Consider the following 26,418-nt stretch of genomic DNA (forward strand, 5'->3'; position numbering starts at 1 on the left):
GCTAGAAGCTAGAAGCTAGAAGCTAGAAGCTAGAAGCTAGAAGCTAGAAGCTAGTCTCTCTTTTATTGATAATCAAACTCTTCGTTACCCACCACCATCAAATCATCAGCCCCATTAAACAAGTTGGTTTTATAACCGTCTTTCCTAGGCAACAATCTTTTCATATAAAAGGCGCAAGTATTGGCTTTGCCGGATTTGATACTGGCGTTATCAGAACGTTCAGCGGTATCTGCCATGCTCAACCAAATCACTCCTAACAAACAATAAGCACTGTAATGCATAAAGTCGTAAGCAGTACCCGCTAAATCCACGGCATTTAGCTGCTTTAGCTCGGTTGCTGTGTCAAACCATTCTGTTAATAGTGCTGTTGCTTGGGCTTGTTTATCTGGATTGTTCATTTGCTGTATTTTACTAGCAAACAGCGCAAAGGTGTCTTGCAGCATAGTGCCTTTGTCACGGGCGAGTTTTCTGGAGATTAAATCAAGGGCTTGAATACCGTTTGTGCCTTCATACAACTGAGTGATCCTCGCATCGCGTACCAGTTGCTCCATTCCCCATTCGCGAATAAAGCCATGACCCCCATAGACTTGTACGCCTAGGTTGCTCATTTCAGTTGCCATATCTGTCATAAAACCTTTCACTATTGGGGTTAAAAATGAAATGACATTTTTGGCTTGATGTTTCTCTTGGTCCGCGCCAAATCGTTCAATATCCATTTGTTGTGCATAGAGTAACGCCAAAGCTCGACAGCCTTCGGCTATGGCTTTTTGAGTCAGTAACATTCTACGAACATCAGGCTGGTGGAGAATAGGATCGGCTTTTTTGTTTTGCTCTTGCACACCTTGAGGGGCGCGAGATTGCAAACGTTCCCGCGCATAGGCTAACGCTCCTTGATAGGACGCTTCTACAATACCTAGGCCTTGTAGACCCACTTGAAAGCGAGCATCGTTCATCATGGTAAACATACAGGCTAGGCCGTTGTTTGCTTCCCCGACTAAAAAGCCTTGGGCGGCATCAAAATTCATGACACAAGTAGGGCTTGCTTTCAGGCCCATTTTTTTCTCAATACTGCCTACTGTGACTGCGTTTCTTGGGCCTATGCTAGCGTCGTCTTGTGGTAGAAACTTAGGCGCTAAAAATAAGCTTATACCTTTTACTCCAGCAGGTGCATCGGGCAGTCTGGCAAGGACTAAATGCAGAATATTATCGGTCCAATCGTGATCACCAGAAGAAATAAATATTTTGCTGCCGGTAATACTAAAACTGCCATCTTCATTAGGCACTGCTTTAGTGCTCAATAAACTTAAGTCGGTACCTGCGTGAGGCTCGGTTAAACACATGGTGCCTGTCCATTCACCAGAAATAAGTTTGGCTAGATAGGTCTTTTTTAACGCTTCACTAGCGTGTTTAGTGATGGCTAAAATGGCACTTTCGTTGAGCATGCCTGTTAGGCGCCAGCTTACGTTGGCTGCGTCTAACATTTCATGAACTGGCACAGCGACTGTGTTGGGCAAGTCTTGGCCATCATAGTCAGCGCTACCTAACATCGCATTCCAGCCGTTGGCGACGTATTCCTTATATGCTTCTGCAAACCCAACGGGGGTACTGACCTTGCCATCAATTAATTTGGCGCCTTGCTCGTCGCCTTCTCGATTTAATGGTGCAATAACCTCTTCTGCAAATTTTGCTCCTTGTAGTAGAATTTCGTTGACCAACTCTTGATCAAAATCTTCTAATCCTAGTTTTTGATAATGGTCTGACAGGTTTAGCCAGTCATGCAGTATAAATTGCATATCTTTAATAGGAGCATTGTATTGGGGCATTGAAATCACCTCTAAAAATCGAATATTGCAGAGATTATACTTGTTATTTGGCGGTTGTAGTTGCTAAAAGTCAGGAAATGACTATTAAAAGTGTTGATAGGGTTCCAGTTATTTTATGAATATTCACTACTTTTAAGTGACGTTTAACTAAAAGTTATTCTAATTGAGTAAAGGCTTCACGCAAATTAATCAAATTGATCTCGTTCACCCACTGGTCTTGCTGAGTATTAAATGGGTCAACTAATGATACGGCACTGGTTTTACGTTTGGCCCATGATGGCACAGGAAATTGCTGCAATTCACGGGAATAGTCATCAGTGAGTTTGCACGCAAAATAGTGCGTTTGATTTGGGGCCGTATACAGTAATTTACCCACTTCAACATTTAGTCCTGTAGTTTTCCAAACCGCTAAATGCGCTGTACATTGAGCGCTTGTTGATTTGAGTTTTTTATGGGTGGGCAAATTCCAACCGTCATCATCATGATTTTTGATTGCTAGAAGTTGAACGTTGGATTTTATAAGACAGGCTGCTGGCGAAGGTTTTATATCTGTATATAATAAACTCGCTCTACACATAGGGTCGGACGGAATATCTCTAGTACATCCTAGAACAAAAATTGTTACAACGACTAATAGTCTATTCAACACAATGTTACGTACACTTATGGAGTGGGTATGAATTTGGATTATTATCACATCAATTTTCTGATCATTCATAATTAATTATCAAGACTGGCAATTTATCATTTGCTGCAAAGGTCTTATTCAGTTCTACATTTAAATAGGTCATCTCATGTCTAAAGGATTAAAGTTTTCTCCCCTGTTAATCGCCGTTATATTGTGCGTAGGTCTAGTGGTGTATTTGTATATACCCGAAGAAGCGGAGCAGCAAACTAACCAGTCCACCGCTACTTATGTAAAAGTTCATCAAACTGCAGAAGAGGAATTTGAGGTAGTCGTTGAAGCCTTGGGCACGGGTAAAGCAAATGAATCTGTTTTTATTACCACTCAAACTTCAGATATTGTGCAGAAAATTTATTTTGATGATGGTGATCTCGTTAAGCAAGGTCAGCTGTTACTTGAGCTGAATGATAGTGAAGAGAAAGCCAGATTGGCTGAGTTAGATGTCAATTTGCAAGAGGCACTGAAGCAGCTAAAACGCATTAAAAATTTGGCTAAAAATAATGTGGCTTCAGAACAATTGTTAGATGAGCAGCTGGCCAAAGTCAATGTGTTGAACGCACAAATGGATGTGGCTAAAACTCAGTTAAATGAATTGTTTGTTAAAGCGCCTTTTGATGGCGTTTTAGGAGTACGCCAGATAAGTGTTGGGGCACTAGTGACTCCCGGCGATATCGTCACTACCTTGGATGATCTCAGTTTTATTAAAGTGGATTTTGATATCGCAGAATCTCATTTGGCCAGTGTGGCACTGGGTCAACAGATAAGAGCAACGTCAGTGGCTTACCCTGGCAAAGTGTTTGAAGGGAAAATAACCAGTATTGCTTCACGGGTTGATCCTTCTACTCGGTCTGTGCAAATTCGCGCCAATATTAAAAATGAGGAATTAAAGCTTCGTCCAGGCATGTTGCTACAAATTTTGTTGCAAAAGCAGGTACTGAAAACCTTAGTGGTACCTGAAGTGGTATTGGTGCCTGTAGAAGACAAACAGTTTGTATTTTTGGTGCAAGACAACCAAGTAAGCTTGGTGGAAGTGAAAGTGGGTTTGCGTAAACCCGGCAAGGTGCAGATCCTAAGTGGGCTACAAGTAGGTGATGTAGTAGTAACTGAAGGTACGCTTAAACTACGTAGTGGTTCCAAGGTCACATTCGACAGTGCGAACAGCGAGGAATAAGCGATGTTTTTATCAGATATTTCAGTTAAGCGCCCGGTCTTTGCATCGGTAGTCAACTTGCTGTTGGTGGTCTTTGGTATTGTCTCTATCAGTTTTTTAAGTCTTCGAGAATACCCTGATATTGACCCACCTATAGTGTCTATCAATACTAATTATACAGGCGCGTCAGCTTCTATTGTTGAAAGCCGTATTACTCAATTATTAGAAGATCGTATTAGCGGCATTGAGGGTATTAAAAATATATCCTCGACCAGCAGTAATGGGCGTTCTTCCATTAGTATAGAGTTCAATTTGTCTCGTGATATCGATGCGGCATCCAATGATGTGCGAGAGCGGGTTAGCCGTGCTCTTAACAACTTACCAGATCAGGCTGAGCCCCCTGAAGTATCCAAATCCAGCTCCGATGAAGATGTCATTGTTTGGTACAACCTGCGCAGTGATAATTTGTCAGTGATGGAGTTAACTGACTATGCGGACCGATTTGTTGTTGATCGCTTATCTGTTGCTGAAGGTGTTGCCCGGGTGCGCCTTGGTGGTGGTAGAAGTTATGCGATGAAGGTATGGCTTGACCGTAACGCTATGGCAGCTCGACAAATAACAGTCAGTGATATTGAAAATGTAATTCGTTCAGAAAATGTTGAATTACCTGCCGGTGAAGTGGAATCTATTGATCGTGACTTTGAAGTACGAGTAGCAAGAAGTTTTTTGACTCCTGATGATTTTGCCAATTTAACCATCAAAGCTAGCGCCGACGGCTATTTGGTTAAACTCAGTGAGGTCGCTCGTGTAGAATTAGGCGCCGAAGACGACGAAACTGAGTTTCGTGGCGGCGGGGTGAATATGATTGGTTTGGGTATTATTAAACAATCAAAAGCCAATACACTAGAAGTCGCCAGAGCTGCAAAAAAAGCCATTCAGCAAATTGAGCAGACTCTGCCTGATAATATTTTTATCGTGGCAAGTTATGACTCATCAGTTTTTATCGAAGCCTCAATTAACGAAGTATACGAAACACTAGCAATTGCCATGTTGATGGTAGTGTTGGTGATTTACATCTTTCTTGGAAATCTGAGGGCGACCATTATTCCGGCGATTACTGTGCCAGTCTCTTTGGTATCTGCCTTTATTGTGATGTACGCCTTAGGGTTTTCAATCAACTTATTGACCTTATTGGCGCTAGTGCTTGCAATAGGGCTAGTGGTAGATGATGCCATAGTGGTGCTTGAAAATATTTCTAGACGAATAGAGCTAGGTGAGCCACCTATTTTGGCCTCCTACCGTGGGGCAAAAGAAGTCGGGTTTGCAGTTATTGCTACCACTTTAGTGCTCATTGCTGTGTTTGTTCCTTTGGTTTTTTTACAGGGTAATATTGGCCGATTATTTACCGAATTTGCATTAGCAATAGCGGCAGCGGTCGCTTTTTCTAGTGTCACGGCACTTACGCTTTCACCCATGTTGTGTTCACTTTTGCTTAAAAAACGCCAGAAACAAAGCGGGTTTGCTTATTGGGTAGACACTAAATTCAGTTTGGTCGAAAAGCGCTATTACAATGCGTTAGGCACAACCTTGCACCAACCTTGGTTAATGGCAATTCTAGTGGTGGCCAGTATTATTGCATTAATTAAATTAAGTCAGATTATTCCAAGTGAATTTGTGCCTAAAGAAGACCGTGGCAACTTTTTCATTAGTGTGCAAGCCGTTGAAGGGGCTAGCTTTGAAAGTAACTCTGCCAACATGAAAAAGATTGAAACAATCTTGCTTGAGTATGCTGATAAAGGTGAAGTTGATAGGGTGTTAGTACGCGCGCCAGGTTTTGGAGGCAGCGCAGGAATAGGTATAGTCGGTATGCCTATTGGTGAAAAGAGAGTGCGCTCTACTTTTGAACTGATGGACGAAATCAGTGCTAAGTTGGCAAACATCCCCGATATTCAAGCCTTCGCTATTATGCGCAGCAGCATTGGTGGCCGTGGTTTAGGTCGGCCGGTGCAGTTTGTGCTGCAAGGAAATACATACGAAGACTTAGTTAAATGGCGGGACATAGTTTTGGATAAGGCTCGAGCCAACCAAAATCTTGTGCGCTTAGACTCAGACTACAAAGAGACTTGGCCTCAATTATTAGTGAACATTGATAAAAACAGGGCGGCAGATTTAGGAGTGTCCATCAGTGAAATAGGCCGTACCTTGGAAACTATGTTAGGCCAAAGACGGGTTTCTACCTATTTAGATAAAGGGCAAGAATACGATGTCATTATGGAAGGTGAAGAGTCCGATTATCGCAGTCCTTCTAGCATTGAAAACATCTATGTGCGTTCAAGCCAGAGCAATAAACTGATCCCATTGGATAACCTATTGTCAGTTGATGAGCGCGCTACGTCATCGAGACTGAATCGTTATAACCGTATGCGCAGCATAACCATTAGTGCAAATTTAGCCGATGGTTATACAGTGGGAGAAGCGTTAGAGTATTTGCGTGGTATCGTTGATACAGAGCTTCCTGACGAAGTATCAATTGATTACAAAGGTGAATCGCAACTCTATCAAGAGTCGGGCAATTCTATTTTGTTTATTTTTGCCTTGGCGTTGGCAGTCACCTACTTAATTTTAGCTGCACAATTCGAAAGCTGGATCCATCCATTTGTGATTATGTTAACCGTTCCTTTAGCTTTAGTAGGGGCGTTTGTGGGGCTGTATTTTGCAGGTATGACCCTAAATATTTACAGTCAGATTGGCCTAGTGATGTTAATTGGATTAGCTGCTAAGAATGGGATCTTAATAGTTGAGTTTGCCAATCAGCTAAGGGATGCTGGCATGGAGTTTGAACAAGCGTTGCGCCGAGCAGCAGCGCAGCGACTTAGACCCATAGTGATGACAGGGTTTACTACTGTTTTTAGTTCATTGCCTCTAGTGATGGCCAGTGGTGCAGGCTCAGAAAGCAGAACGGTTATAGGTATGGTTATTTTTGCTGGTGTACTCGTCTCGGCCTTTTTAACCTTATACATAGTGCCAACAGCTTATTATTTGCTAGCCAGAAATTCTAGCTCACCTAATGAACGTGCACAGAAAATCACTCAACTGTCAGAAGATATTCCTTATCGCAAGGGAGAAGAATAAGGCAGAGTCCTATTGTCAGAGACAGTATAAAAAATAATAAAGCCCCAGTTTTGCTGGGGCTTTTTGATTATTAACAAAGGAGTAAGTTGTTAACGTCATTTGAAATCTAGACGTTAAAATTGTTTATCAATACGTACCGAGCCATCAGTTAAAAAAATCATTCGAATTTTGTCTTGTGCATGAAAAATCATATTAGGATCCAGATCTTGGACCACCATATATTCATCACCTGCATCGATACTGATCATCAATTCAACTAATTGGAAGGTAATTTGTTTGATAGGATCATTGTTATCATTGGCAATCGAACTGCCTAACATGGCCCCTAAGACGGTAGCAAGGGCGCGTCCGCTGCCGCTACCGAATTGATTACCAATACTGCCACCAATTAGCGCGCCACCGAACACCTTCCAACCATGATTACGATCTTGCTGTAATTCTGTCTCAGTAATTCTACGAACCGAGGTGACTTTACCAAATAAGACTTTATCCACAGGAACCGCCTTGTTACGCTCATACTGAGCTGAGGCGAAAGGTATATTGCTTGCCAACAGAATGATGCAAACTAACAGTGCTTTCATGGTGTTACCCTCACGGTTATTGAAGTTTTGCAAACTTGCTAATAACAAGCTTACCAACCCACTAACTTTTTGTTACTGGTTTTACGTATCTCTGTTTCATCGGCCCATTCAATCAAGCCACTTTCTAAGTCCATCAAACGCATAGTGAATTTATAATACACATCTGATTTATCGGAATTTGTTTTGACTATACTGGCGAGATTGCCATACAACATATATTCGGCGCCCACTTGTTTTCCAAATTGCAGTGCCTTGCTTGGATTAACTAAGCCAGCTTCATTTTGAAATTCGAGTTGCTCACGCACAGCACTTACTTTACCCATATCGACAAAGCGAAATTTACCTGAACGTAATAATTGTGTTGAGATAGAATCAGTTAACGACTCAGTATCAATATGTTCACTGGTTTTATTTTTAATCACATCAACAAATACAATGGGGCGCTTATTGGCGGTCATAGTGCCGACTACTGGGGATTGAATCAGTGATTCAGTCATTTCATTGGCTATTTTTTGTAAATCGGTGGAGCCAAAATTAATATCGGTAGTTTCAACTGCCTCGGCATCACCATAGCTCACCACCGTTTTATTTGCACATCCGGCAAGTAGACTTATTGATAAACCCATGGCGCTTAGTAAGAGTATTTTTTTCATTCAGTGATCCTTATATTCATAGTCTGTTAGTCACTTTTTTTGCTTAAAAAAGCGGGCTGTTGTTTGTCGACCTTGCCATAGATCTGGGCACTAATTGATTTGATATCAATAGTGATACAAATCAATTCTATTTTAGCTGCTGTTATGTCAAAAAGTAGGGAGAGAATCTAATTCTCTTTATAACTGTGTAAGCTTATGACCCTGAAAATTTCCAATAGTTGTCATATTTAATAAGCTAATGCCCTTGGCTTGAATATCCACTTCTATTAACTCGACTTTATTACCGAGCTTTAAGGTAATTTGCTGTTTGCCTGCAGGTAGGGTGAGCCTTAATAGTTGTACTTCATCGGGTAAGGTTAGCCAACTCCGAGTATCTGCTTGTTCTGAAGAGACGTTGTAAATAACCGCTAGAATATTGCCTATCTCACCCCCTTGTTTACTCATAGAGCTGCGTAATTGTTCTTTAGCTATAAGTCGCAAGGCTTGACGAGTGACGAGTCCTGGCATTTGATCTTGTAATTGTTTTGAGGCGAGTGATTGCAGTCTAACAATTTGTTCAGAGGTATAGGTTTTTCCAGCGACATCGAGTTGTAAAGGGGGATACCTTGTCAACGATCCTTTGTAAACAGGCAAAGCAAAACTAAAAAGTCTCGGTTGATTAAAGCCTTTATAAATGGGCAAGTGAATGTTTACTTCTTGCTTGGGGTTGATCGCGCCGTTTTCGAGTAAAACAACTAACTCCCCAGCATTGTTAATTTTACTCGGTTGATAGCTTCCATATTGAGTGGTAAATAAGCTTAGATCATCAGTCATTTGCAGTTGCTTTGCCAGACGAAGCACATCTTGTTGCAAATAACGATTGTTTGGGTAGATTTCTAACGCTCGTTTGTAATCAATGTAGGCATCATTGGGTTGTAAGGCAGCTTCATACAAAAGGGCAGATAAATAAAAGGTGTAAGCGTTTTGAAAACCATTTTTAATGTCACCAATCATAGCTGACATAGAGGGATATGCTTGGTCTAAAGCATTTTTGTCAAAGTTTGCTTGTTCTTTTGATAAACTTTGTTGGTTCTCCCTTAAGGCATTTTCTTGAACTAAATTGGCTCTTCGTACTTCAACTAAGGCACTTTCAAGCTGCCCTAAGAATAGGTAATTTAATGCTTGGTAACTATGTAGCATCGTTTGTTCATATGGGGCCACTTGGTAGGCAATTGCATTGTCGCTACTCACTAAGGCCGCCACATTGGAAACACTGCTACTTAACCTAATTTTAGCTTTAGACGCTTCTTCATCTAGTGCTTTGGACGCTAAGGCAAAATCTTTGCGACTTTGGGTCCAATCATTTGCCAAATAATGTAAACGAGCTTTTTCAAGTAGGTTTAGGGTGTAGTTGTTTTGATTGGTTTTAGGTTCCTCGATCATAGTCGCGGCCGCTTTAAAGTCACCCTGTAGTTGCGCATTTCTGGCATTCTTGAGTTGTGCTGCGTAATCAGAGAATAGGTCTGTAAACCCCATGCTGCTGCAGGCCGAGATACTCAGAATGATACAAAATGTTGCTAAACGCTTGAATAAGGAACGCTTGGCTAACAAAGTCGCTAAAAACAACATACACAACACAATTTCATAATAAGGAGAATCAACTCTAATAGTATTCAAATAAAAAAGCCCCGATAATATTCATTATCAGGGCTCCTTTTAACTTTGAAATGGCAATTACTCGTCTAAGAAACTTTTCAGTTGCTCAGAGCGACTAGGGTGACGTAGTTTACGTAACGCCTTGGCCTCGATTTGACGAATACGTTCCCGTGTTACATCAAACTGTTTACCCACTTCTTCAAGAGTGTGGTCAGTGTTCATATCAATACCAAAACGCATTCTAAGGACTTTGGCTTCACGAGCAGTTAAACCCGCTAACACTTCTTGAGTTGCGTCTTTTAAGCTACCACCTGTGGCTGAGTCTAAAGGCTGCACTATAGTGCTGTCTTCAATGAAATCGCCTAAGTGTGAATCTTCGTCATCACCGATAGGGGTTTCCATTGAGATAGGCTCTTTGGCAATTTTTAATACCTTACGGACTTTGTCTTCAGGCATTAACATGCGTTCTGACAATTCTTCAGGTGTTGGCTCGCGGCCCATTTCTTGTAACATCTGACGAGAGATACGATTTAATTTATTAATCGTTTCAATCATATGCACAGGAATACGGATAGTACGGGCTTGGTCGGCAATCGAACGTGTGATTGCTTGACGTATCCACCAAGTCGCATAAGTTGAAAACTTATAACCACGACGGTATTCAAACTTATCTACCGCTTTCATCAGACCAATATTACCTTCTTGGATAAGATCCAAGAACTGTAGCCCACGGTTAGTGTATTTTTTCGCAATGGAGATAACCAAACGTAAGTTGGCCTCAACCATTTCTTTCTTGGCTCGGCGCGCTTTAGCTTCACCAATAGACATGCGGCGATTGATGTCTTTGATATCTGCAATGATTAAACCGGTCTCTTCTTCAACCGCATTCATTTTGCCAATAGCCCGTTCTAGTTCTTCTTGATGAACGCGCATTTCTACTGCATATGGCAAGGCAGAATCAAGTATTTTGAATAACCAGTCAGTAGAGGTTTCGTTACCAGAAAACGCTTTGATAAAGTCTTTCTTCGGCATATTTGCGGTGTCCACACAGTGCTTCATTACTATGCGTTCTTGGACCCGAATTCTATTCATCATGCTACGCATGTTTTTAACCATACGGTCAAATTGCTTAGGCGTAAGTCTAAATTCTTTAAATACTTCACTTAGTTCAAAAATTTGAACCCGCGCTTCTTTATGCGAACGGCCTTTAGCATTGATTACATCACGGGCTTTTTCATATTGAATACGTAAAGCTGTGAATTTCTCACGAGCAAGTTCTGGATCTGGCCCTGTGTCCTCTTCTTCTTCGTCTTCGTCATCTTCATCGCCGTCTTCATCATCTAATTCTTCTTCAGATAATTCTGAACCAACGTGAGTGGCTGTAGGCGCTACGTCTTGTTCATTAGGATCAACAAAACCTATGATAATGTCGCTAAGGCGAATTTCTTCTGCTTCGAATAAGTCCCACTGATCAAGTAAATGCGTAATGGCTTCAGGATATTCAGCTACAGAACACTGAACCTGATTGATACCTTCTTCAATACGCTTGGCGATAACAATTTCGCCCTCACGGGTTAGCAGTTCTACCGTGCCCATTTCACGCATATACATACGTACAGGGTCAGTAGTACGACCTATCTCACTTTCTACTGTTGATAAAGCCTGAGCTGCGGCTTCAGCGGCTTCATCATCAGTATCGCTTTCTTGCATCAAAAGCTCATCTTTATCAGGGGCAGTTTCAAATACCTTGATGCCCATGTCATTGATCATACGGATAATGTCTTCCATTTGATCTGAATCGACAATATCTTGAGGTAGGTGGTCGTTAACTTCCGCGAAAGTCAAATAGCCTTGTTCTTTACCTTTAGCAATGAGGAGTTTTATCTGCGACTGCTTGCTTTGCACCATATAACTTACGCTTCTCGAATTAGTTGAATATTCATCAAAACCCCTCTGTGAGAGGATTTACGCTCTAACTTGCTTAATATACCCAGTAAATACTTTGTATCTAGTGTGGTGTTAGCGAATTCGCCAGTATAGCAGACTCACTACGCTTTGGGCTAGATCTTGGGTCATTTTTGTTCTTTTACAAGTAGGTTGAGTTCTTGTTTTTCTGCATCGGTTAATTTGCTCACCCTAGATTTGGAAAACAACTCATCCATACGACTTTGTAAATGCCAATCTAGAAGCTTGGCGAAGCTATCTTCAAATACCGCTGCTTGGTTCTGTTCTGCATACTCCCACCTCATTAATTTAGCTAGTTGTGCGCTTTGTACATGACCGCGAAAGTGTTCTAAAACTTGCGCTGTATTTGCCAGTGGTTTGTTCAAACAAAATTGATAAAGCTCAATTAACATGGCCATGCCTGGAATATTGACAGCCGCCAAAGGCGAGGGATCTGCCGCAACACATTTTGTCGCTAAACTAGGATCATCTAATAATAACCTAATCATCATGCGCACCGGTGATATTGTGCTCTTGTTAGGTGTATTAAAATCTAATTTTTTAGGGGTTTTTCTTTGATTGGCTTGGGCGATATCCCGTTCTAATCGATGTTTATTTTGGTCACCCATATGATTACTGAGATCAGAAAATAAACTTTCCTTAATATTTTCACCCACTATTTGTTCAATCAATGGCAAGGCTTCTGCTTTTAATGCTGCTTTGCCTTCATTACTACCCACGTGATGTCGTTGTAATAAATTATCAAAAAAGAATTTCGATAATGGTACCGCATCGTTCTTTAGATTTTCTTCAAAGGTTTCTTTACCAATTTTACGCACTAAGGTATCAGGATCTTCGCCATCAGGTAAAAATAAGAACTTCATTTCTACCCCGTCTTTTAAAAAAGGCAGTGCATTTTCTAAAGCGCGCCAGGCTGCTTCTTTACCCGCACGATCACCATCGTAGCAACACACTACTTCAGATGTCGCACGGAATAACATTTGGATATGTTCGGGTGTGGTGGCCGTACCAAGGGAGGCTACAGCATAATCGATACCAAATTGACCAAGGGCAACCACATCCATATAACCTTCAACAATCATGACTCGGGCTAAGTTTCGATGGGCTTGTTTAGCTTGATAGAAACCATACAATTCATGACCTTTATGAAAAATACGGGTTTCTGGTGAGTTAAGGTATTTTGGGCCGCCATCCTCTAATACCCGACCACCAAAGCCTATTACGCGGCCACGTTTATCGCGAATTGGGAACATTATGCGGTCGCGGAAAAAGTCGAAGCGTCGTCTATTGTCATTTTCCGTGATGAGTTTTAAATCGAGTAATTGCTCTTGATACACAGGGCTTTTACCAAAGGTTTTAAGCACCGAATCCCATTCAGGCGGGGCATAGCCCATATCAAAGGCTTTGACTATTGCACCACTGAGTCCACGATTTTTTAAATAATTGACGGCTTTATCTTTGTCAGGATGCACTTTGAGTTGTTGGGCAAAGTATTTTGCGACTTTTTCCATTAACTCATAATCGTTTTCTTTTTGTTGTTTTTGTGCAGCCGAAGGGGCGGGGGCGCCGCCTTTTTCTCGAGGCACTTCAATACTATGGTATTGGGCCAGCTCTTCGATAGCCTCTGGAAATTCTAAGCGATCAAATTCCATCAAAAATGAAATGACGTTGCCATGGGCCCCACAACCAAAGCAGTGATAAAACTGTTTGTCTTGGCTAACAGTGAAAGAGGGGCTTTTTTCTTCGTGGAACGGGCAGCAGGCCTGGTGATTGCGACCGGCTTTTTTTAGGCGGACACGACTGTCTATTAGTTCGACAATGTCTGTACGAGCAATAATGTCATCAATAAACTCGCGGGGGATACGGCCAGACATTATACCTTCTTAATACTCATAAACGGCTCAACATAATGCCACATAGTATGGAAAATTTAAGCACTTAAACAAACAAACCGCATCAAAGTGCGGTTTATAAATATTGAACTAGATTGAAGGTTAACTAAGAATTAAGTTTGGCTTTTATTTTGCCACTTAGTTTACCCATATCAGCACGGCCTTGGACTTTAGGTTTTAATAAGCCCATGACTTTACCCATATCCTGCATACTTGATGCACCTGATTCTGTCATTGCTTGTACAATTAACGCATCGAGCTCTTCTTCGCTAAGGGCTTTAGGCATAAAATCTTGCAATATAACAATTTCTGCTTGTTCAATATCAAGTAAATCTTGTCGACCCGCAGCTTCATACTGACTAGCCGCATCTTTTCGCTGTTTTACCATCTTGATTAAAATAGCAAGCACACCAGCGTCATCTAGAGCAATATAATCGGGATCAGTACGTCCATCGATTTCATGTTGCTTTACGGCAGATAAAGCCATGCGAATTGTACCCAGACGAACTTTGTCTTTGGCACGCATAGCCTCTTTTTGTGCATTTTTTAAATCATCTAATAAAGACATACAATGACTCAGTAAAAACGGAAAAAGGGTGTGTGATAAAACGACTTAAAGCGCGTGGTTTTAACTACAAACAACGCGCTCCAGAAGAGATTTAGTACAATCTGATGCGACGAGCGTTTTCGCGAGATAACTTCTTCAAAAGACGTTTCTTAGCGGCAGCTTTCTTACGCTTACGTTCCCAAGTAGGTTTTTCAAAAAATTCGCGACGACGAACTTCAGAAAGTACACCTGCTTTTTCACATGAACGTTTAAAACGACGCAATGCAACATCAAAAGGTTCGTTTTCTCTAACTTTAACGATTGGCATTCAACTCTTACCTCAAAAAATAAAAACTTATCGTGCCGGTATAAGTAATAGCCAGCTCGGTTAAAAATGGTGCGGAATTCTAATCATATACGCAATGGATGTAAAGTCCTGTTGGACTAAAAAGCTGAATAATTGCAACAAATGTCAGATTAGATTGGCGGTTTAGCCGCTAATCAGTAAAATGCCGTCAGTTTAAAACGTTTGTGTTAGAAATTGAATATGCGTGTATTAGGTATTGAAACCTCCTGTGATGAGACGGGTGTGGCCATTTATGATGAACAACAAGGCTTATTGTCGCACCAATTATATAGTCAGGTAAAATTACATGCCGATTATGGCGGGGTAGTGCCTGAACTTGCCTCTAGGGACCATGTTCGCAAGCTAGTGCCTTTAATTAAAGAATCTTTGCGAGAAGCAAATTGCAGCGCCAAGGACATAGATGGTATTGCTTTTACTAAAGGCCCTGGTTTAGTTGGGGCGTTGTTGGTGGGGTCATCGGTAGCTCGCAGCTTGGCCTACGCTTGGGATAAGCCCGCTGTAGGTGTACATCACATGGAAGGGCATCTACTGGCTCCTATGTTAGACGAACCCACCCCTGCTTTTCCTTTTGTGGCACTTTTGGTGTCAGGCGGTCATTCAATGATGGTGAAAGTCGCTGGAATCGGTCAATACCAAGTATTGGGTGAATCAGTCGACGATGCCGCTGGTGAAGCCTTCGACAAAACGGCAAAACTACTGGGGTTGGATTATCCTGGTGGCCCATTGCTGGCCAAATTAGCCGAAAAAGGAGAGGCGGGACATTATAATTTTCCCCGTCCCATGACCACCAAACCAGGCTTAGATTTTAGTTTTAGTGGCTTAAAGACCTTTGCGGCAAATACGATTCGGGCTTCAGATGGCTCTGAACAAACAAAGGCTAACATTGCCTATGCCTTCCAAGAAGCCGTAGTCGATACTTTAGCCATTAAATGCAAGCGTGCATTGAAGCAAACGGGTTTAAAACGTTTAGTGATTGCAGGTGGTGTGAGCGCAAATAAACAATTGCGTGAAGACCTTGCCATTATGATGAAAAAAATCAAAGGTGAAGTGTTTTATCCTCGATTGGAGTTTTGTACTGATAATGGTGCGATGATTGCCTATGCGGGTTTACAAAGACTAAAAGCTGGTGAAATTGAAGGATTGTCTACTAAAGCTAAACCTCGTTGGTCATTGGAAGAGTTGCAGCCGATTTAATTAGTTGTATAAGCAGGCACCAGAAGTAAGGTTTTTTATTAGGCTATATCGTGTTACTTAAGCTTGTTTTTTTCTGACACTTTGCTTTCTTGCCCACTTACTAGTCGAATAATATTATCTTTGTGACGTAATACGATTAACACACTCAATATAGCTACTGGCAAACTATATTCTGGTTTTAGTAACCACGTAAATAAAGGCGCTAGGCTAACAGCAACTATGGCTGCCAAAGAAGAATAGCTTGTTAATCGCACTACTATTGCCCACGTCACTATCAATATTGCGGCTAAATCCAAACCTAAAGGTAATATGGCGCCAAAAGCGGTGGCGACTGCCTTGCCACCAGAAAATCCGAAGAACAAAGGGTACATATGCCCTAAACATGCCATCACAGCCACAAAGGCTAAATTAATTGGCTCTAATCCTAGGTAATAACTAGCCCAAACTGGCACCGTGCCTTTGAGTACATCAAAAACTAACACTAAAATCGCTGGAAATTTTCCACCAATGCGTAATACATTAGTGGCACCAGGGTTACCTGAACCTTGTTCTCTGGGGTCACCTAAGCTAAATAGCTGACACACCAAAATTGCGCTGGAAATAGAGCCCAGTAAATAGGCAGAAGCAAAGATTAATATTGTTAGTGCTGTCATGTACTTGTTTTAAGAATGGGTTACAATTTAGCAGAATATACCAAACACCAATAAAATACAGCGCGGATCACCAATGGATAAAATTCATATTGAAGGGCTTGAGGTCTTAGCGTTGATCGGCGTATATGACTGGGAAAGAAAGCATCAACAGCGTTTAATTGTTGATGTAGAGCTAACTGCCGACCTTTCTATGGCGGCGCAAACAGATGATGTAGAGAAAACCCTTAATTATGCAGAAATAGCGCAAGGGGTCAGTGATTTTGCAGCAGAAAGTCAATTTAAACTGATTGAAGCTTTAGCAAGTCATATGGTTGACTGGTTGTTGCAAACTTTTCCTATGTTGAAAACTGTACGTTTAAAACTCAGTAAGCCAGATATTTTAGCCAATGCCAAAAATGTCGCTGTTGAATTTACTAAGGAACAAACTTTTTGAGTACTGACTCTGAGCAAACACATATTATTTATATTAGTGTGGGTAGCAATGTAGACAAAGAAAAGCACACCAAGGCAGGATTACAGGGAATGTATCAAGCATTTGGTGAGCTGACTCTCTCCTCTGTTTTTGAAAGTGAATCTGTAGGATTTGAAGGCAATAACTTTTATAACTTGGTGGTTAAGGCCAATACAAAGTTATCCATTGCCGAGGTATGCAGTGTGCTTAAAAAGATAGAGCAAGACAATAAACGTCAGCGAGGAGAACAAAAATTTGCTCCACGAACCCTTGATTTGGACCTATTGCTTTACGATCAACAAGTGATATCACAACCCATTGAATTACCTCGTCCTGAAGTACTTTATAATGCCTTTGTATTAAAACCATTAGCCGAAATTGCCGCAGATGAAGTGCATCCTGTTGTGAACACAAGTTACGGTAAACTTTGGCAAGACTATGACAAAAGCCGACAGAAATTGTGGGCCATTACATTTGATTGGAGCCCAAGCAGAATATGACTTTATTTGAAATTATTATCTTGGCGATCATTCAAGGGATTACTGAGTTTTTACCTATATCTAGTTCAGCACACTTAATTTTACCTTCACAGGTATTAGGCTGGAACAACCAGGGTATGGCGTTCGATGTGGCTGTGCATGTAGGCAGCCTGCTGGCGATTATCATTTACTTTCGAGAGGATATTTGGCGCTTAACAGGGGCTTGGATCGGTCATGGCCTTACATCTAATCAAACTCAAGACAGTCGTTTGGCTTGGTGGGTGATTGTTGGCACTGTACCTGCGGTAATATTTGGATTTATGTTGAAAGACTTTATCGAAATATATACGCGTTCAGCTCTAGTCATTGCTGTGACCACTATAGGGTTTGGCTTGTTACTTTGGTATGCCGATAGTAAGGCCTCTCAGGCTAAAACTGTGCATCAAATAACATGGAAAAATGCGATTTTTATTGGTCTAGCGCAGGCCGTCGCTATTATTCCCGGTACATCACGTTCGGGAATAACAATGACGGCTGGCTTGATGATTGGTCTAAACAGAGAAAGTGCTGCTAGGTTTTCATTTTTATTGTCTATTCCTGTGATTTTAGGGGCAGGGTTACTGGCAACCTTAGATCTATTACAAAACCCCAACGAAGTGGATTGGAATGCCTTACTATTTGGTGCGCTTTTTTCATTTGCGAGCGCCTATGCCTGTATCTATCTCTTTCTAGCATGGATTTCCAAAATTGGTATGTTGCCATTTGTGATCTATAGATTGATCTTAGGTGCAGCATTATTATTGTTTATCTTTATTTAGGAACTAAACAACTATGAGCGAAACGATTTTTACTAAAATAATCAATAAAGATATTCCAGCGGATATCCTTTATGAAGATGAATTAGCTTTGGCATTCAGCGACATTAATCCACAAGCACCAATACATTTTTTGGTTATCCCCAAAAAGCCTATCGCCACTGTGAATGATATCGAAGCAGACGATAAAGCATTGGTAGGACACCTGTATTGGGTGGCCGCGCAACTAGCCGAAAAAATGGGGTTCGCTAAAGACGGTTACAGAGCGGTAATGAACTGTAACGAAAACGGTGGGCAAACTGTATATCACATTCATTTGCATGTATTAGCAGGCAAAGCCATGGGCTGGCCACCTTATCAAGATAAAATAAAATCAGCGTGAATGTTCACTAATATATGAATTGACTTTGCTAAGTTCAATGGGCTTAGCAAAGTAATAACCTTGTAGCATTTCAATCCCTAAACCTGAAAGAATTTCTGCCTGCTGCTGGGTTTCTACACCTTCAGCAATCACCGCATAATTTAATGTTGATGCCATTTGTTTAACCGCTTCAATGATCGCCATGCCATTTGTATCAAGTTTCTTAACAAAAGACCGATCAATTTTGATGGTATTGGCTGCTAGATCTTGGATGACAGACAATGATGAATACTCAGTTCCAAAGTCATCTATCGATACCTTAATCCCCATAGCTTGTAGTTCTTTTATTCGCTGAAAGATTATTGCTTTGTCGTTAGAAAAAATTGACTCGGTAATTTCAATAGTCAGTTTTTCAGCATCAAGTTGTGCACGTGATAATACTGACTGCACAAATTCTATAAAACTTGCATTGTGTAATTGCAAAACCGAAACATTAACGCTGACCGAAGGCTGGGCCTTGTTACTGGCATTAATCCATTGATTCGCGGCAATGCAAGATTGCAGTAACACCCAATCACCAATTGAATTAATTAATCCATATTGTTCTGCAATGGTAATAAATTCACTAGGAGGCACATTTTCTCCATCAAAATTCCACCTCAGTAGTGCTTCAAAAGCCACAACTTGATGGGAAACTGAGTCGACTATAGGTTGATAAACCAAACGAAGCTGTTGTTTTTCAATGGCTTCAGCAAGGCCTCTTTTCAACTTTTGTTCGCGGAACAAGCGTAGTCCCATTTCTTTATTGAATAAGCCAACTGAACATGGAGAGTTTTTCTTTTGGCAATACATGGCGGTGTCAGCTAATTGAATCAGTTCATCACCCTGTAGTGCATGTGCAGGGTACATAGCGATACCAATGGTTGCACCTATTGATAATCTATTGTTTTCAAAGTCATAATATTCTGAAATTTTAGTGATTAAGTCATTTGCATAGTTTATGGCTGTATCTTGATCTGCGTTCATTATTGCAATCAAAAATTCATCTCCTCCCCAACGACACAAAAGGTGTGCTTGATCAGGAAAATTCTGTAACCGCATAGCTGTTTGTTTAAGTACTTTGTTACCTATTTCATGACCCAAAGTATCGTTGATTTTTTTAAACCCATCTAAATCGATAAATAACAAGGCGACAGGAACATTGTCTTTTTGAGCTATCCAGAGTTGTTTCTCTAAATGATGCAAAAAAGCGCTGCGGTTAAACAAACCAGTGAGAGCATCTAAATTTGAAAGTTCATAGATTTTGGCAGTACGCCGAACCACTTTTTGTTCCATTTGGTCGACTAATGTAGCGTTTTCATTTTTTAAGCGAATCGCATTTAGTGTGAAATCAGCTGATTTTTTTGCAGTAATCACCATTACTACACTAAACGCTAAGCCTAAAACACCAAGAATCTGCTGGTATTGCTCAAGGGACAATAACATTCCAATGGAGAATGGCGCTAACATAATGAGTGCATAACTCATTGCCGTTATCTTATGAGCTGCCAATACTGTGGCTGCTCCGCCAGCTAACGCTGAGACAACAATGATCATACATGCAAGTTCGGTATTGTCAGCATAATGTAAAACAAATAGGCAATACACACACCACATAATACCGGTGCTGAATGTACCCAGAATAAAGTGCTTGATGGCTTGTTGGGGATCACGTTTTTGCAGCTGATCACTTTTATTCCAACGATAAACGTCAATCATTCTAATCAGCATGAGCAGTGTCATGCAGAGCCACCAAATGTACTTTTGTATTTGTATTTCAGCGGTGTCGAATCCAAAGACTAATAGGCTAGAAGCGACTAGCGTCACCCAAATTCCCGCTTTGGCGTTACCATAAAGCAAATCGGCACTGTCTTTATGGTACGCCTTTTGTAATGAGGCAGCTTCACCTAACATAGTGAAGCGCGTAGTGGGTCAGTTTTACTGTTGTGAGTGGGAATATTAACTTCCTTATTTTAAACCCAAAACTTCGACTCCTTGTTTGAAATCTATATCTACTGGGATATCCGCCGCAGTCAATTTATCTAAGTCTTGTTGTAATTGAGATTTGATAACACCTTTATCGGCGACTAACTTTGCCACGCCTTCATAGTCGCCATCGCCTTGCAGTGTCAGTATAGTGTTTGATAACGCATCAATCGCTTTACTCATGTTCTGCATGTCGACTTGGTACAAGCCATCTTCTCTACGACTAAAGGCTTGATATTCCTGAAAAAAGTTAAACCTGATCATATTGGCTTTGCCATGTGCGCTAGAAGCACCAAATCTCACAGATCTAAAAATTCCCGCCATGAAGGTCACATAATAGTCTTCTAACATGCCTTCATCTATTATACCTTTGGCTAATAGCTGCTGAACCATATACAGCCCTAAGATATCGGCTTTGCCTTCTTCTAAGGCCGAAGCATGTTCCTTTAAAGCCTGCCTAACGGTTTGTTCGCTGCCTAAAACTGACTTGATACCCAGTCCATGCGCCACTTCATGAAACATAGTATTCGCGAAAAAAGCGTTGAAGGTAATGTGTTTACGTTGTTCTGGTACTATCAATTGCTTAGAAATGGGCACTAAAATATTGTCGAATTTGGCTTGCATGGCATTCTTAAGTTGTAACCTGCGGGTGCCTTTTTTCAGTTGCACTTCTTCATCGTTTGGCAGGTTGATGGCAATCGTTTTGCTGCCTGCATTTGAATGTCCAGCATAATAAATCACATCGTAAGCATTTAAGTCAGCATTGGCGCCGGGCATTTGTGCTTTGTATTTATCCTCAACGGGTAAGCCTTTTTGTAGCTCAGGTAAGTAAGAGGCATATTTACTGAGTCGTTCGCTCCACGCCAAGTCTTTCAATAAGACATAAGACTCAAATGCCGCACGATAACCAAACAGTTGATCCTCGTATGTTTCAATGGGTCCATAAACCAACTCAATAGGATTGGTTTTCATATCCATCCAAGCATAGTCAGACGCTTGGTAATCATCGGTTAATAAAGCTTTGGCACGTAAGTTCAGATAATCAGCAAAACTTTTATCCTCAGCTAAAGTTGCGGCTTTTTCTAAAAGCTGTGACGCAATTTTTAACTCTTCAGCAAAAAAGCTTGAGTAAGGGATCGCAATTAACTTCCCCTCTTTATTTCTGCGTACCATAGAATACAAACCGTCTTTGTCAGCAAAATCACTGTTTTCAAATTCTGCCTTGGTCATATCTGCAGGGTAAAACTGGGCGCCTAATAGTTTTTCTGCTTGGCCCGTTAAAAATACTTTGTCACCATTTAATCTGTCCCAAGGACCATAGTTAATATCTGCAAAATTTTGTACTGCTGGATTGGCAATGTGGGATAAAAAGGTCTGCTTATCATCGCCAAATGCCTGCTGCCAAAATAAATCATCCATTATGACTGATGCTTCAATCAACACGGTTAACATCTTTTTCTGATTATCACTTAGGTGACTTAAATCAGCTGAAAGTGTAACGGGAAAATAAATATTCAGTCGGTTTTGGTATTCTGGAGTTAGGGTAAGCGCTGATGATATTGTATTTGATTCTTCTGCTTTTACTGGAATCTGAGCCGTGTCATTTTGAGGTTTATTACAGGATAAAACCAGTGTTGAACAAACGGCTAGTGCTATTGCAGAAATGCATGATTTTGAAAGATTTTTCATTGAGTCACCTTTTTTATTGTTGTATTGCTCTAATTACCTTAATTCCACCAGAATATACCAAATTTTTCGCTTTTAATGCGTTTATCATCTCTAGATTGCACAATAAAGTATGCTAGCATTTACATTCTTTTACATTCGGCAATAAGCGTGCTGCAATGTTCAGGTGAGACAAAAAATATTTTCATAGACTTACCCTAGGGTTCGATTTGTTTTGACAGGATATAGGTAAACACATGGCTACAGAAAACGCACTTCTCACTATCTTGGTAGAAAAAATTAGTAACGATACCTTGGTTCTACCCACCTTACCTGCGATTGCATTAAAGGTAAGAAGAGCTGCAGATGATCCAGATATCAATTTAAACGCGATGGCTGATGTAATTAGCCAAGACCCGTCATTAAGTGCACGTATGATAAAAATATCAAATAGTGCCTACTTGGGGAGAACCGTCAAAGTCACCTCTGCTCAACAAGCCGTCACTCGTATTGGATTGCGACAGATTAAAAACATTTCCACGGCTTTGGCAATGGAACAACTTTTTGTCTCGAAAAATGAAATAGTAAAGCAATACATGGCCCAAATATGGGCAGATACTATTGAAATTGTGGCAAGTTCAATGGCAGCCTTACAGGTGCATACTAAACACACCAAAAACCGTGCACTTAACTTGGATTCGATGATGCTAGCTGCATTGGTGCATAACATTGGAGTGTTACCAATATTAACTGAGGCAGAGCGTCATGCTGATGTCTTTGCTAACCCTACGTTTTTGGATATTGCTATGGACAAAATGGCGGGTAAAATTGGTGCCAGTATCATGACGGAGTGGGGCTTTGAGCCAGAATTTGTAGATGTAGCTCGTAACTGGAAAGACTTATCTGTTATTTCAGATGATGTTTCATACTTAGATCTGGTCAGGCTAGGTGCAGCACTTTGTGGTAAGTTCGATAGTCATAAAGATGAGATATTTGAAGCGTCGATTAATAAAGGCATTATAGATAATTTGTCTTTATTACTGACTGATGAGTTTGATGATTTACGTGAAAGTGCAAAGTTAATCTTTCAATAGGGTAAAAAGCGACGAGATACTCGCTTTGAGCTCGCGAGCTTAAAAATTCAAAGAACAAAAGTGTAAAGTTAGAAGAGAAGGAAAAGTAGTTGCTTTTCCTTATTCATCTTGAATTATTTTGCTAGGAGCTAGGAGCTAGGAGCTAGGAGCTAGGAGCTAGGAGCTAGGAGCTAGGATCGCGCGGCGACCGGCTAGAATTACGCGGCGACCGGCTCGAAGCTCGCTTGTTCTGTTAACTTACTTTTTCGTCATCTAAATTAAAGATTTCTTTTAGTCGTTTGGCAAAACGCACAACTTCACCGGACATCAAAGCAAAATTAGCATCTAATCTGGCTAACATCTGATCCTTAGGTATATCGTCGTTTTGCTCTCTAATCACATCAGTGAACTTCAAACGTTTGATACTTAGGTCTTCCTGAATAATAGCCGTCAGTGTTTCACTCCATTCTACAGCAAGTTTTTGAACTGACTTTCCTGCTTCTAAGTGATGTTTGATTTCGTCACAGTATAAATCTTGGTTTTTACAACGGATAATGGCTCCGTCTTCTTCCAATGCTTTGAGTTCGGCTTCCTCTAATACACTAATGTCTGTTGGTGCTGAGTCATCTTTTAACCAAGAAGTTAAATCTGCTTGAACGGAATGTCTCGCTAAAGGTACCACAGGTAAAGATCCTATGGCTTTGCGCACCATGGCCAAAAAGGCTTCGGCTTTGCCGTCTGCAGACGAATCCACTACTACTAAATGATCTTTAGTAGAGATGAAACCGTGTGTATAACTGTTTTTTGTAAAGGCTTGTGGCAATAATCGATGAATGATTTCTTGCTTCATATCCTGCTGGGCTTTTTTACCTACTGGAGAGCCTGTTTCGGCCTCGATCAATGCGACTTTGTCGGCCAGTTCAGCATTCACCACTACTGCTGGCAAAATACGTTCTTGTTTCTTTAACGTCATCCAAATTCTACCAGCAGTAGCATGAATTAACGCTTCGCCTTGATTGAAGGGAGACGCCCACCCCATAGTTGCTAATTCTTGGCTTCCGCAAGGGCGAAATTTGAATTCAGCAAGTTTGTCTTCAAAGTCTTGTTCTTCGAAATCCATATCTTGGGTGATTGCGTAAAGCTTAAGATTTTTAAACCACATGAAAATAATCCGCTTATTGTTGGGGCTGTTTATTATTCGAGATAAAAATTATTTCATCCAAAAGCAAAACTGTTGCTTCGATTTGATTGCGAAAAATATACCAGCCAGTTGCGCTGAGTCGCGCTATTAAAAATGGTCGTAGAGATTATCAGGAATTAATACTTATGGCGATTGGTATCACCCAATCTACTATAAGAAAAAGGCAGAAATAGTGGTAATTAACCTGAGTTAGGGTTAATTAAGAAGCTGTCTAAACGGGGATTGTAATTTTGTACTGCAGACCTTTATCAGGTTGGCTAAACGCTTCAATAGAGCCACCTAATGTTTGGGTCACTAAGTTGTACATTATATGTGTGCCTAAGCCACTTCCGCCTTTACCTCTACGTGTCGTAAAGAAAGCGTCAAAATGCCGCCCCAAGGTGCCTTCATCAAGACCCCGGCCATCGTCAGAGTAGTCAATAACAAGGTTGCCATTTTGTTCTGAAATTTCCAGTTTTATGGCGCCTTTAGGTTTATCTTCGAAGCCATGAATAAGAGAGTTCATAATCATATTCGTTAGTATTTGCGCCAAGACGCCAGGCGCACATTTAATTGACAGGTCATCGGGGCAATGAATATCAATAGTGTGCTGTGTCTTCTTAAAATTAGGCGCTAAAGATTGCACCACTTCAGTCAAATACTCACTGACATTAATTTCTCTCACTGCTTCACTAGTTTGATCAACTGCGACTTGTTTAAAACTGGAAATGAGATCAGAGGCACGGTTTAGATTGTTGGTGAGAAGCGTAATAGTTTGTTGGGCCTCAGACAAAAATGATGTCATGGTACTACCGGTAAGCTTTTTATCATCATAGGCGTTTTGGAGTTTTTGCACTCTGTCTTGTAAAAAGCTAGTGGCTGTCACACTGACGCCTAAGGGGGTATTAACGTCATGAGCAATACCGGCAACTAAGCCCCCTAGAGAAGCCATTCTTTCTGATTCAACCAATTGATCCTTGGCCATTTGAATGGTTTCCATAGACGTCGCTAATTCAGTATTTCGTTTCCGAAGTTCATCTTCAATAAATTGGCGGTTTTCGTTTTCTTGGCGCAGTTCACGTTGGTTAATCAGTAACTCGTCTTTTTGTTGTTCCAAGTCCAACATTATTCTACTTAAGGTGGCGGTTTTTTTAGCCACTTCTTCTTCTAATGAAATATTTTGGTCATCTAATCTCAAATTGGCTTGCTGCAACTCCCTTTGAGTGCCGGCAAGTTTCGATTGAAATTCAATCATTTCGTCTATTAATCTGTTATAGGAGGTTTCTAGAACTTTTAATTCATTCTCATCAGTAATACTTAAATCTAGTTTTGAAGATTCTGGGTCGTCTAGATTAAAATCGGTAATTTGTTGGGTTAATTCATTCAGAGGATTTGTCAACATAGTGCGGAATGCACTCATAAATAGAAATACTAAAAATGCGGTTTTTACTATGGCATTGCCAATCAAGAAAAGTATTCCCACTTCAATTCTACTAAAGATGATAGCTGAACTAGAATACAGGGTGACATCGCCTACCAAAGACGTTCTGCCAGAGAACTCAAAAATTAATGGAAAACTATAACCAAAGGTTCCACCTGCGTGGTCTCTAACCACACCTTTAGTGATCGCTTCGTTGGCGAGTTGAGTCGTACGCCCTAAATCAGCAATATAATTACTGTTTTCATCACGAATTTGTACACCTTCCACTATAGGTAATTCCATCAGACCTACAGCGATAGATTTTGCTTGGGGTGTATTAAGCTCCCAAATGGCGCGGGTTAAACTGGTACTAAAGGTATTCTTTAAGGTCTTAAGCTCATCTTCAATATGGCTTTTTGCATTCAAATATTCGGTGAAAACTTGGCCTGCTGTCACTATGAGAGTTAAAACAAAATAAACCGACAGCACTCTTGCTAAAAGTTTTTTGGATAACCCTTGTTTGACCTTTGACATCAAGTTTTATATTTCCTTAAATTTGAAAAGGATATAAAGAATATGCGGAATAAAAAAAATAAACAAGACGTGTAGCTAAAAGGTTGATCAACAATGTGTTTTTAGGGCGTATTTAAAGTGAGCGATATCGCTCTGTAA

The 26,418-nt window shown here is 40.8% G+C and carries 22 protein-coding genes; 8 read left to right on the forward strand and 14 right to left on the reverse strand.

Going from position 1 to position 26,418, the window contains the following annotated elements; all coding sequences use genetic code 11:
- Positions 1 to 62: 62 nt before the first annotated feature.
- Together AAC000_RS22105 and AAC000_RS22110 are read right to left on the reverse strand one after the other, a co-directional pair.
- Positions 63 to 1,823: an acyl-CoA dehydrogenase family protein gene (locus tag AAC000_RS22105; RefSeq protein WP_339725968.1), complete on the reverse strand. Its 1,761-nt coding sequence runs from the start codon at positions 1,821 to 1,823 to the stop codon at positions 63 to 65.
- Positions 1,824 to 1,977: 154 nt separating this feature from the next.
- A complete protein-coding gene (locus AAC000_RS22110; RefSeq protein WP_339725969.1) occupies positions 1,978 to 2,541 on the reverse strand; it encodes a hypothetical protein in 564 nt (187 codons plus the stop codon).
- Positions 2,542 to 2,617: 76 nt separating this feature from the next.
- Between AAC000_RS22110 and AAC000_RS22115 the strand changes: the two genes are divergently transcribed.
- Together AAC000_RS22115 and AAC000_RS22120 are read left to right on the forward strand one after the other, a co-directional pair.
- Positions 2,618 to 3,679: an efflux RND transporter periplasmic adaptor subunit gene (locus tag AAC000_RS22115; protein WP_339725971.1), complete on the forward strand. Its 1,062-nt coding sequence runs from the start codon at positions 2,618 to 2,620 to the stop codon at positions 3,677 to 3,679.
- A 3-nt stretch (positions 3,680 to 3,682) separates the two neighbouring features.
- The gene (locus AAC000_RS22120; RefSeq protein ID WP_339725972.1) at positions 3,683 to 6,790 is read left to right on the forward strand and encodes an efflux RND transporter permease subunit; all 3,108 of its coding nucleotides are present in this window, start codon (positions 3,683 to 3,685) and stop codon (positions 6,788 to 6,790) included.
- Positions 6,791 to 6,903: 113 nt separating this feature from the next.
- Here the strand turns inward: AAC000_RS22120 and AAC000_RS22125 are convergent, their stop codons facing one another.
- The 7 genes from AAC000_RS22125 to rpsU form a co-directional block, all read right to left on the reverse strand.
- Positions 6,904 to 7,371, reverse strand: a complete 468-nt coding sequence (locus AAC000_RS22125) for a glycine zipper 2TM domain-containing protein (RefSeq protein ID WP_339725973.1) — start codon at positions 7,369 to 7,371, stop codon at positions 6,904 to 6,906.
- 50 nt (positions 7,372 to 7,421) lie between these two features.
- Positions 7,422 to 8,024 (reverse strand): penicillin-binding protein activator LpoB, encoded by a 603-nt coding sequence (gene lpoB / locus AAC000_RS22130; RefSeq protein WP_339725974.1) that lies wholly within the window; start codon positions 8,022 to 8,024, stop codon positions 7,422 to 7,424.
- A 177-nt stretch (positions 8,025 to 8,201) separates the two neighbouring features.
- Positions 8,202 to 9,680, reverse strand: coding sequence for a hypothetical protein (locus tag AAC000_RS22135; protein ID WP_339725976.1), 1,479 nt, complete (start codon positions 9,678 to 9,680; stop codon positions 8,202 to 8,204).
- 57 nt (positions 9,681 to 9,737) lie between these two features.
- Positions 9,738 to 11,624: an RNA polymerase sigma factor RpoD gene (gene rpoD, locus AAC000_RS22140; RefSeq protein WP_339726010.1), complete on the reverse strand. Its 1,887-nt coding sequence runs from the start codon at positions 11,622 to 11,624 to the stop codon at positions 9,738 to 9,740.
- A 107-nt stretch (positions 11,625 to 11,731) separates the two neighbouring features.
- Entirely contained in the window at positions 11,732 to 13,498 is a 1,767-nt protein-coding gene (gene dnaG, locus AAC000_RS22145; RefSeq protein ID WP_339725977.1) for a DNA primase, read from the reverse strand.
- A 124-nt stretch (positions 13,499 to 13,622) separates the two neighbouring features.
- Positions 13,623 to 14,084 (reverse strand): GatB/YqeY domain-containing protein, encoded by a 462-nt coding sequence (locus tag AAC000_RS22150; protein WP_339725978.1) that lies wholly within the window; start codon positions 14,082 to 14,084, stop codon positions 13,623 to 13,625.
- Positions 14,085 to 14,175: 91 nt separating this feature from the next.
- A complete protein-coding gene (rpsU, locus tag AAC000_RS22155; RefSeq protein WP_006991319.1) occupies positions 14,176 to 14,391 on the reverse strand; it encodes a 30S ribosomal protein S21 in 216 nt (71 codons plus the stop codon).
- A 219-nt stretch (positions 14,392 to 14,610) separates the two neighbouring features.
- On the opposite strand from rpsU, the gene tsaD reads away from it, so the two are divergent.
- Positions 14,611 to 15,624: a tRNA (adenosine(37)-N6)-threonylcarbamoyltransferase complex transferase subunit TsaD gene (tsaD, locus tag AAC000_RS22160; protein WP_339725979.1), complete on the forward strand. Its 1,014-nt coding sequence runs from the start codon at positions 14,611 to 14,613 to the stop codon at positions 15,622 to 15,624.
- Between the two features lie 53 nt (positions 15,625 to 15,677).
- On the opposite strand, the gene plsY is transcribed toward tsaD, so the two are convergent.
- Positions 15,678 to 16,277: a glycerol-3-phosphate 1-O-acyltransferase PlsY gene (gene plsY / locus AAC000_RS22165; RefSeq protein WP_339725980.1), complete on the reverse strand. Its 600-nt coding sequence runs from the start codon at positions 16,275 to 16,277 to the stop codon at positions 15,678 to 15,680.
- A gap of 73 nt (positions 16,278 to 16,350) precedes the next feature.
- On the opposite strand from plsY, the gene folB reads away from it, so the two are divergent.
- From folB to AAC000_RS22185, 4 genes are read left to right on the forward strand one after another with little or no spacing between them, the layout of a single operon-like run.
- A complete protein-coding gene (gene folB, locus AAC000_RS22170; RefSeq protein ID WP_339725982.1) occupies positions 16,351 to 16,710 on the forward strand; it encodes a dihydroneopterin aldolase in 360 nt (119 codons plus the stop codon).
- Positions 16,707 to 17,228, forward strand: a complete 522-nt coding sequence (folK, locus tag AAC000_RS22175) for a 2-amino-4-hydroxy-6-hydroxymethyldihydropteridine diphosphokinase (RefSeq protein WP_339725983.1) — start codon at positions 16,707 to 16,709, stop codon at positions 17,226 to 17,228. The genes folB and folK overlap by 4 nt, the downstream gene beginning before the upstream one ends.
- Positions 17,225 to 18,025: an undecaprenyl-diphosphate phosphatase gene (locus AAC000_RS22180; protein ID WP_339725984.1), complete on the forward strand. Its 801-nt coding sequence runs from the start codon at positions 17,225 to 17,227 to the stop codon at positions 18,023 to 18,025. The genes folK and AAC000_RS22180 overlap by 4 nt, the downstream gene beginning before the upstream one ends.
- A gap of 13 nt (positions 18,026 to 18,038) precedes the next feature.
- Positions 18,039 to 18,404 carry a histidine triad nucleotide-binding protein gene (locus tag AAC000_RS22185; RefSeq protein WP_339725986.1) on the forward strand — a complete coding sequence of 122 codons (366 nt, stop codon included), beginning with the start codon at positions 18,039 to 18,041 and terminating at the stop codon, positions 18,402 to 18,404.
- Here the strand turns inward: AAC000_RS22185 and AAC000_RS22190 are convergent.
- Positions 18,396 to 20,336, reverse strand: coding sequence for an EAL domain-containing protein (locus AAC000_RS22190; RefSeq protein WP_339725987.1), 1,941 nt, complete (start codon positions 20,334 to 20,336; stop codon positions 18,396 to 18,398). The two genes, AAC000_RS22185 and AAC000_RS22190, sit on opposite strands and share 9 nt — an antisense overlap.
- A 54-nt stretch (positions 20,337 to 20,390) precedes the next feature.
- Positions 20,391 to 22,097 carry a Zn-dependent hydrolase gene (locus AAC000_RS22195; protein ID WP_339725989.1) on the reverse strand — a complete coding sequence of 569 codons (1,707 nt, stop codon included), beginning with the start codon at positions 22,095 to 22,097 and terminating at the stop codon, positions 20,391 to 20,393.
- Between the two features lie 233 nt (positions 22,098 to 22,330).
- On the opposite strand from AAC000_RS22195, the gene AAC000_RS22200 reads away from it, so the two are divergent.
- On the forward strand, positions 22,331 to 23,167 hold the full coding sequence (locus AAC000_RS22200; protein WP_339725991.1) for an HDOD domain-containing protein: 837 nt from the start codon (positions 22,331 to 22,333) through the stop codon (positions 23,165 to 23,167).
- Between the two features lie 232 nt (positions 23,168 to 23,399).
- On the opposite strand, the gene rdgC is transcribed toward AAC000_RS22200, so the two are convergent.
- Both rdgC and AAC000_RS22210 read right to left on the reverse strand, forming a co-directional pair.
- Positions 23,400 to 24,308: a recombination-associated protein RdgC gene (rdgC, locus tag AAC000_RS22205; RefSeq protein ID WP_339725994.1), complete on the reverse strand. Its 909-nt coding sequence runs from the start codon at positions 24,306 to 24,308 to the stop codon at positions 23,400 to 23,402.
- Positions 24,309 to 24,558: 250 nt separating this feature from the next.
- A complete protein-coding gene (locus tag AAC000_RS22210; RefSeq protein ID WP_339725996.1) occupies positions 24,559 to 26,280 on the reverse strand; it encodes an ATP-binding protein in 1,722 nt (573 codons plus the stop codon).
- Positions 26,281 to 26,418: the final 138 nt, after the last annotated feature.

Origin of the sequence: uncultured Paraglaciecola sp., from assembly GCF_963977085.1 — a bacterium.
Classification (GTDB): domain Bacteria; phylum Pseudomonadota; class Gammaproteobacteria; order Enterobacterales; family Alteromonadaceae; genus Paraglaciecola.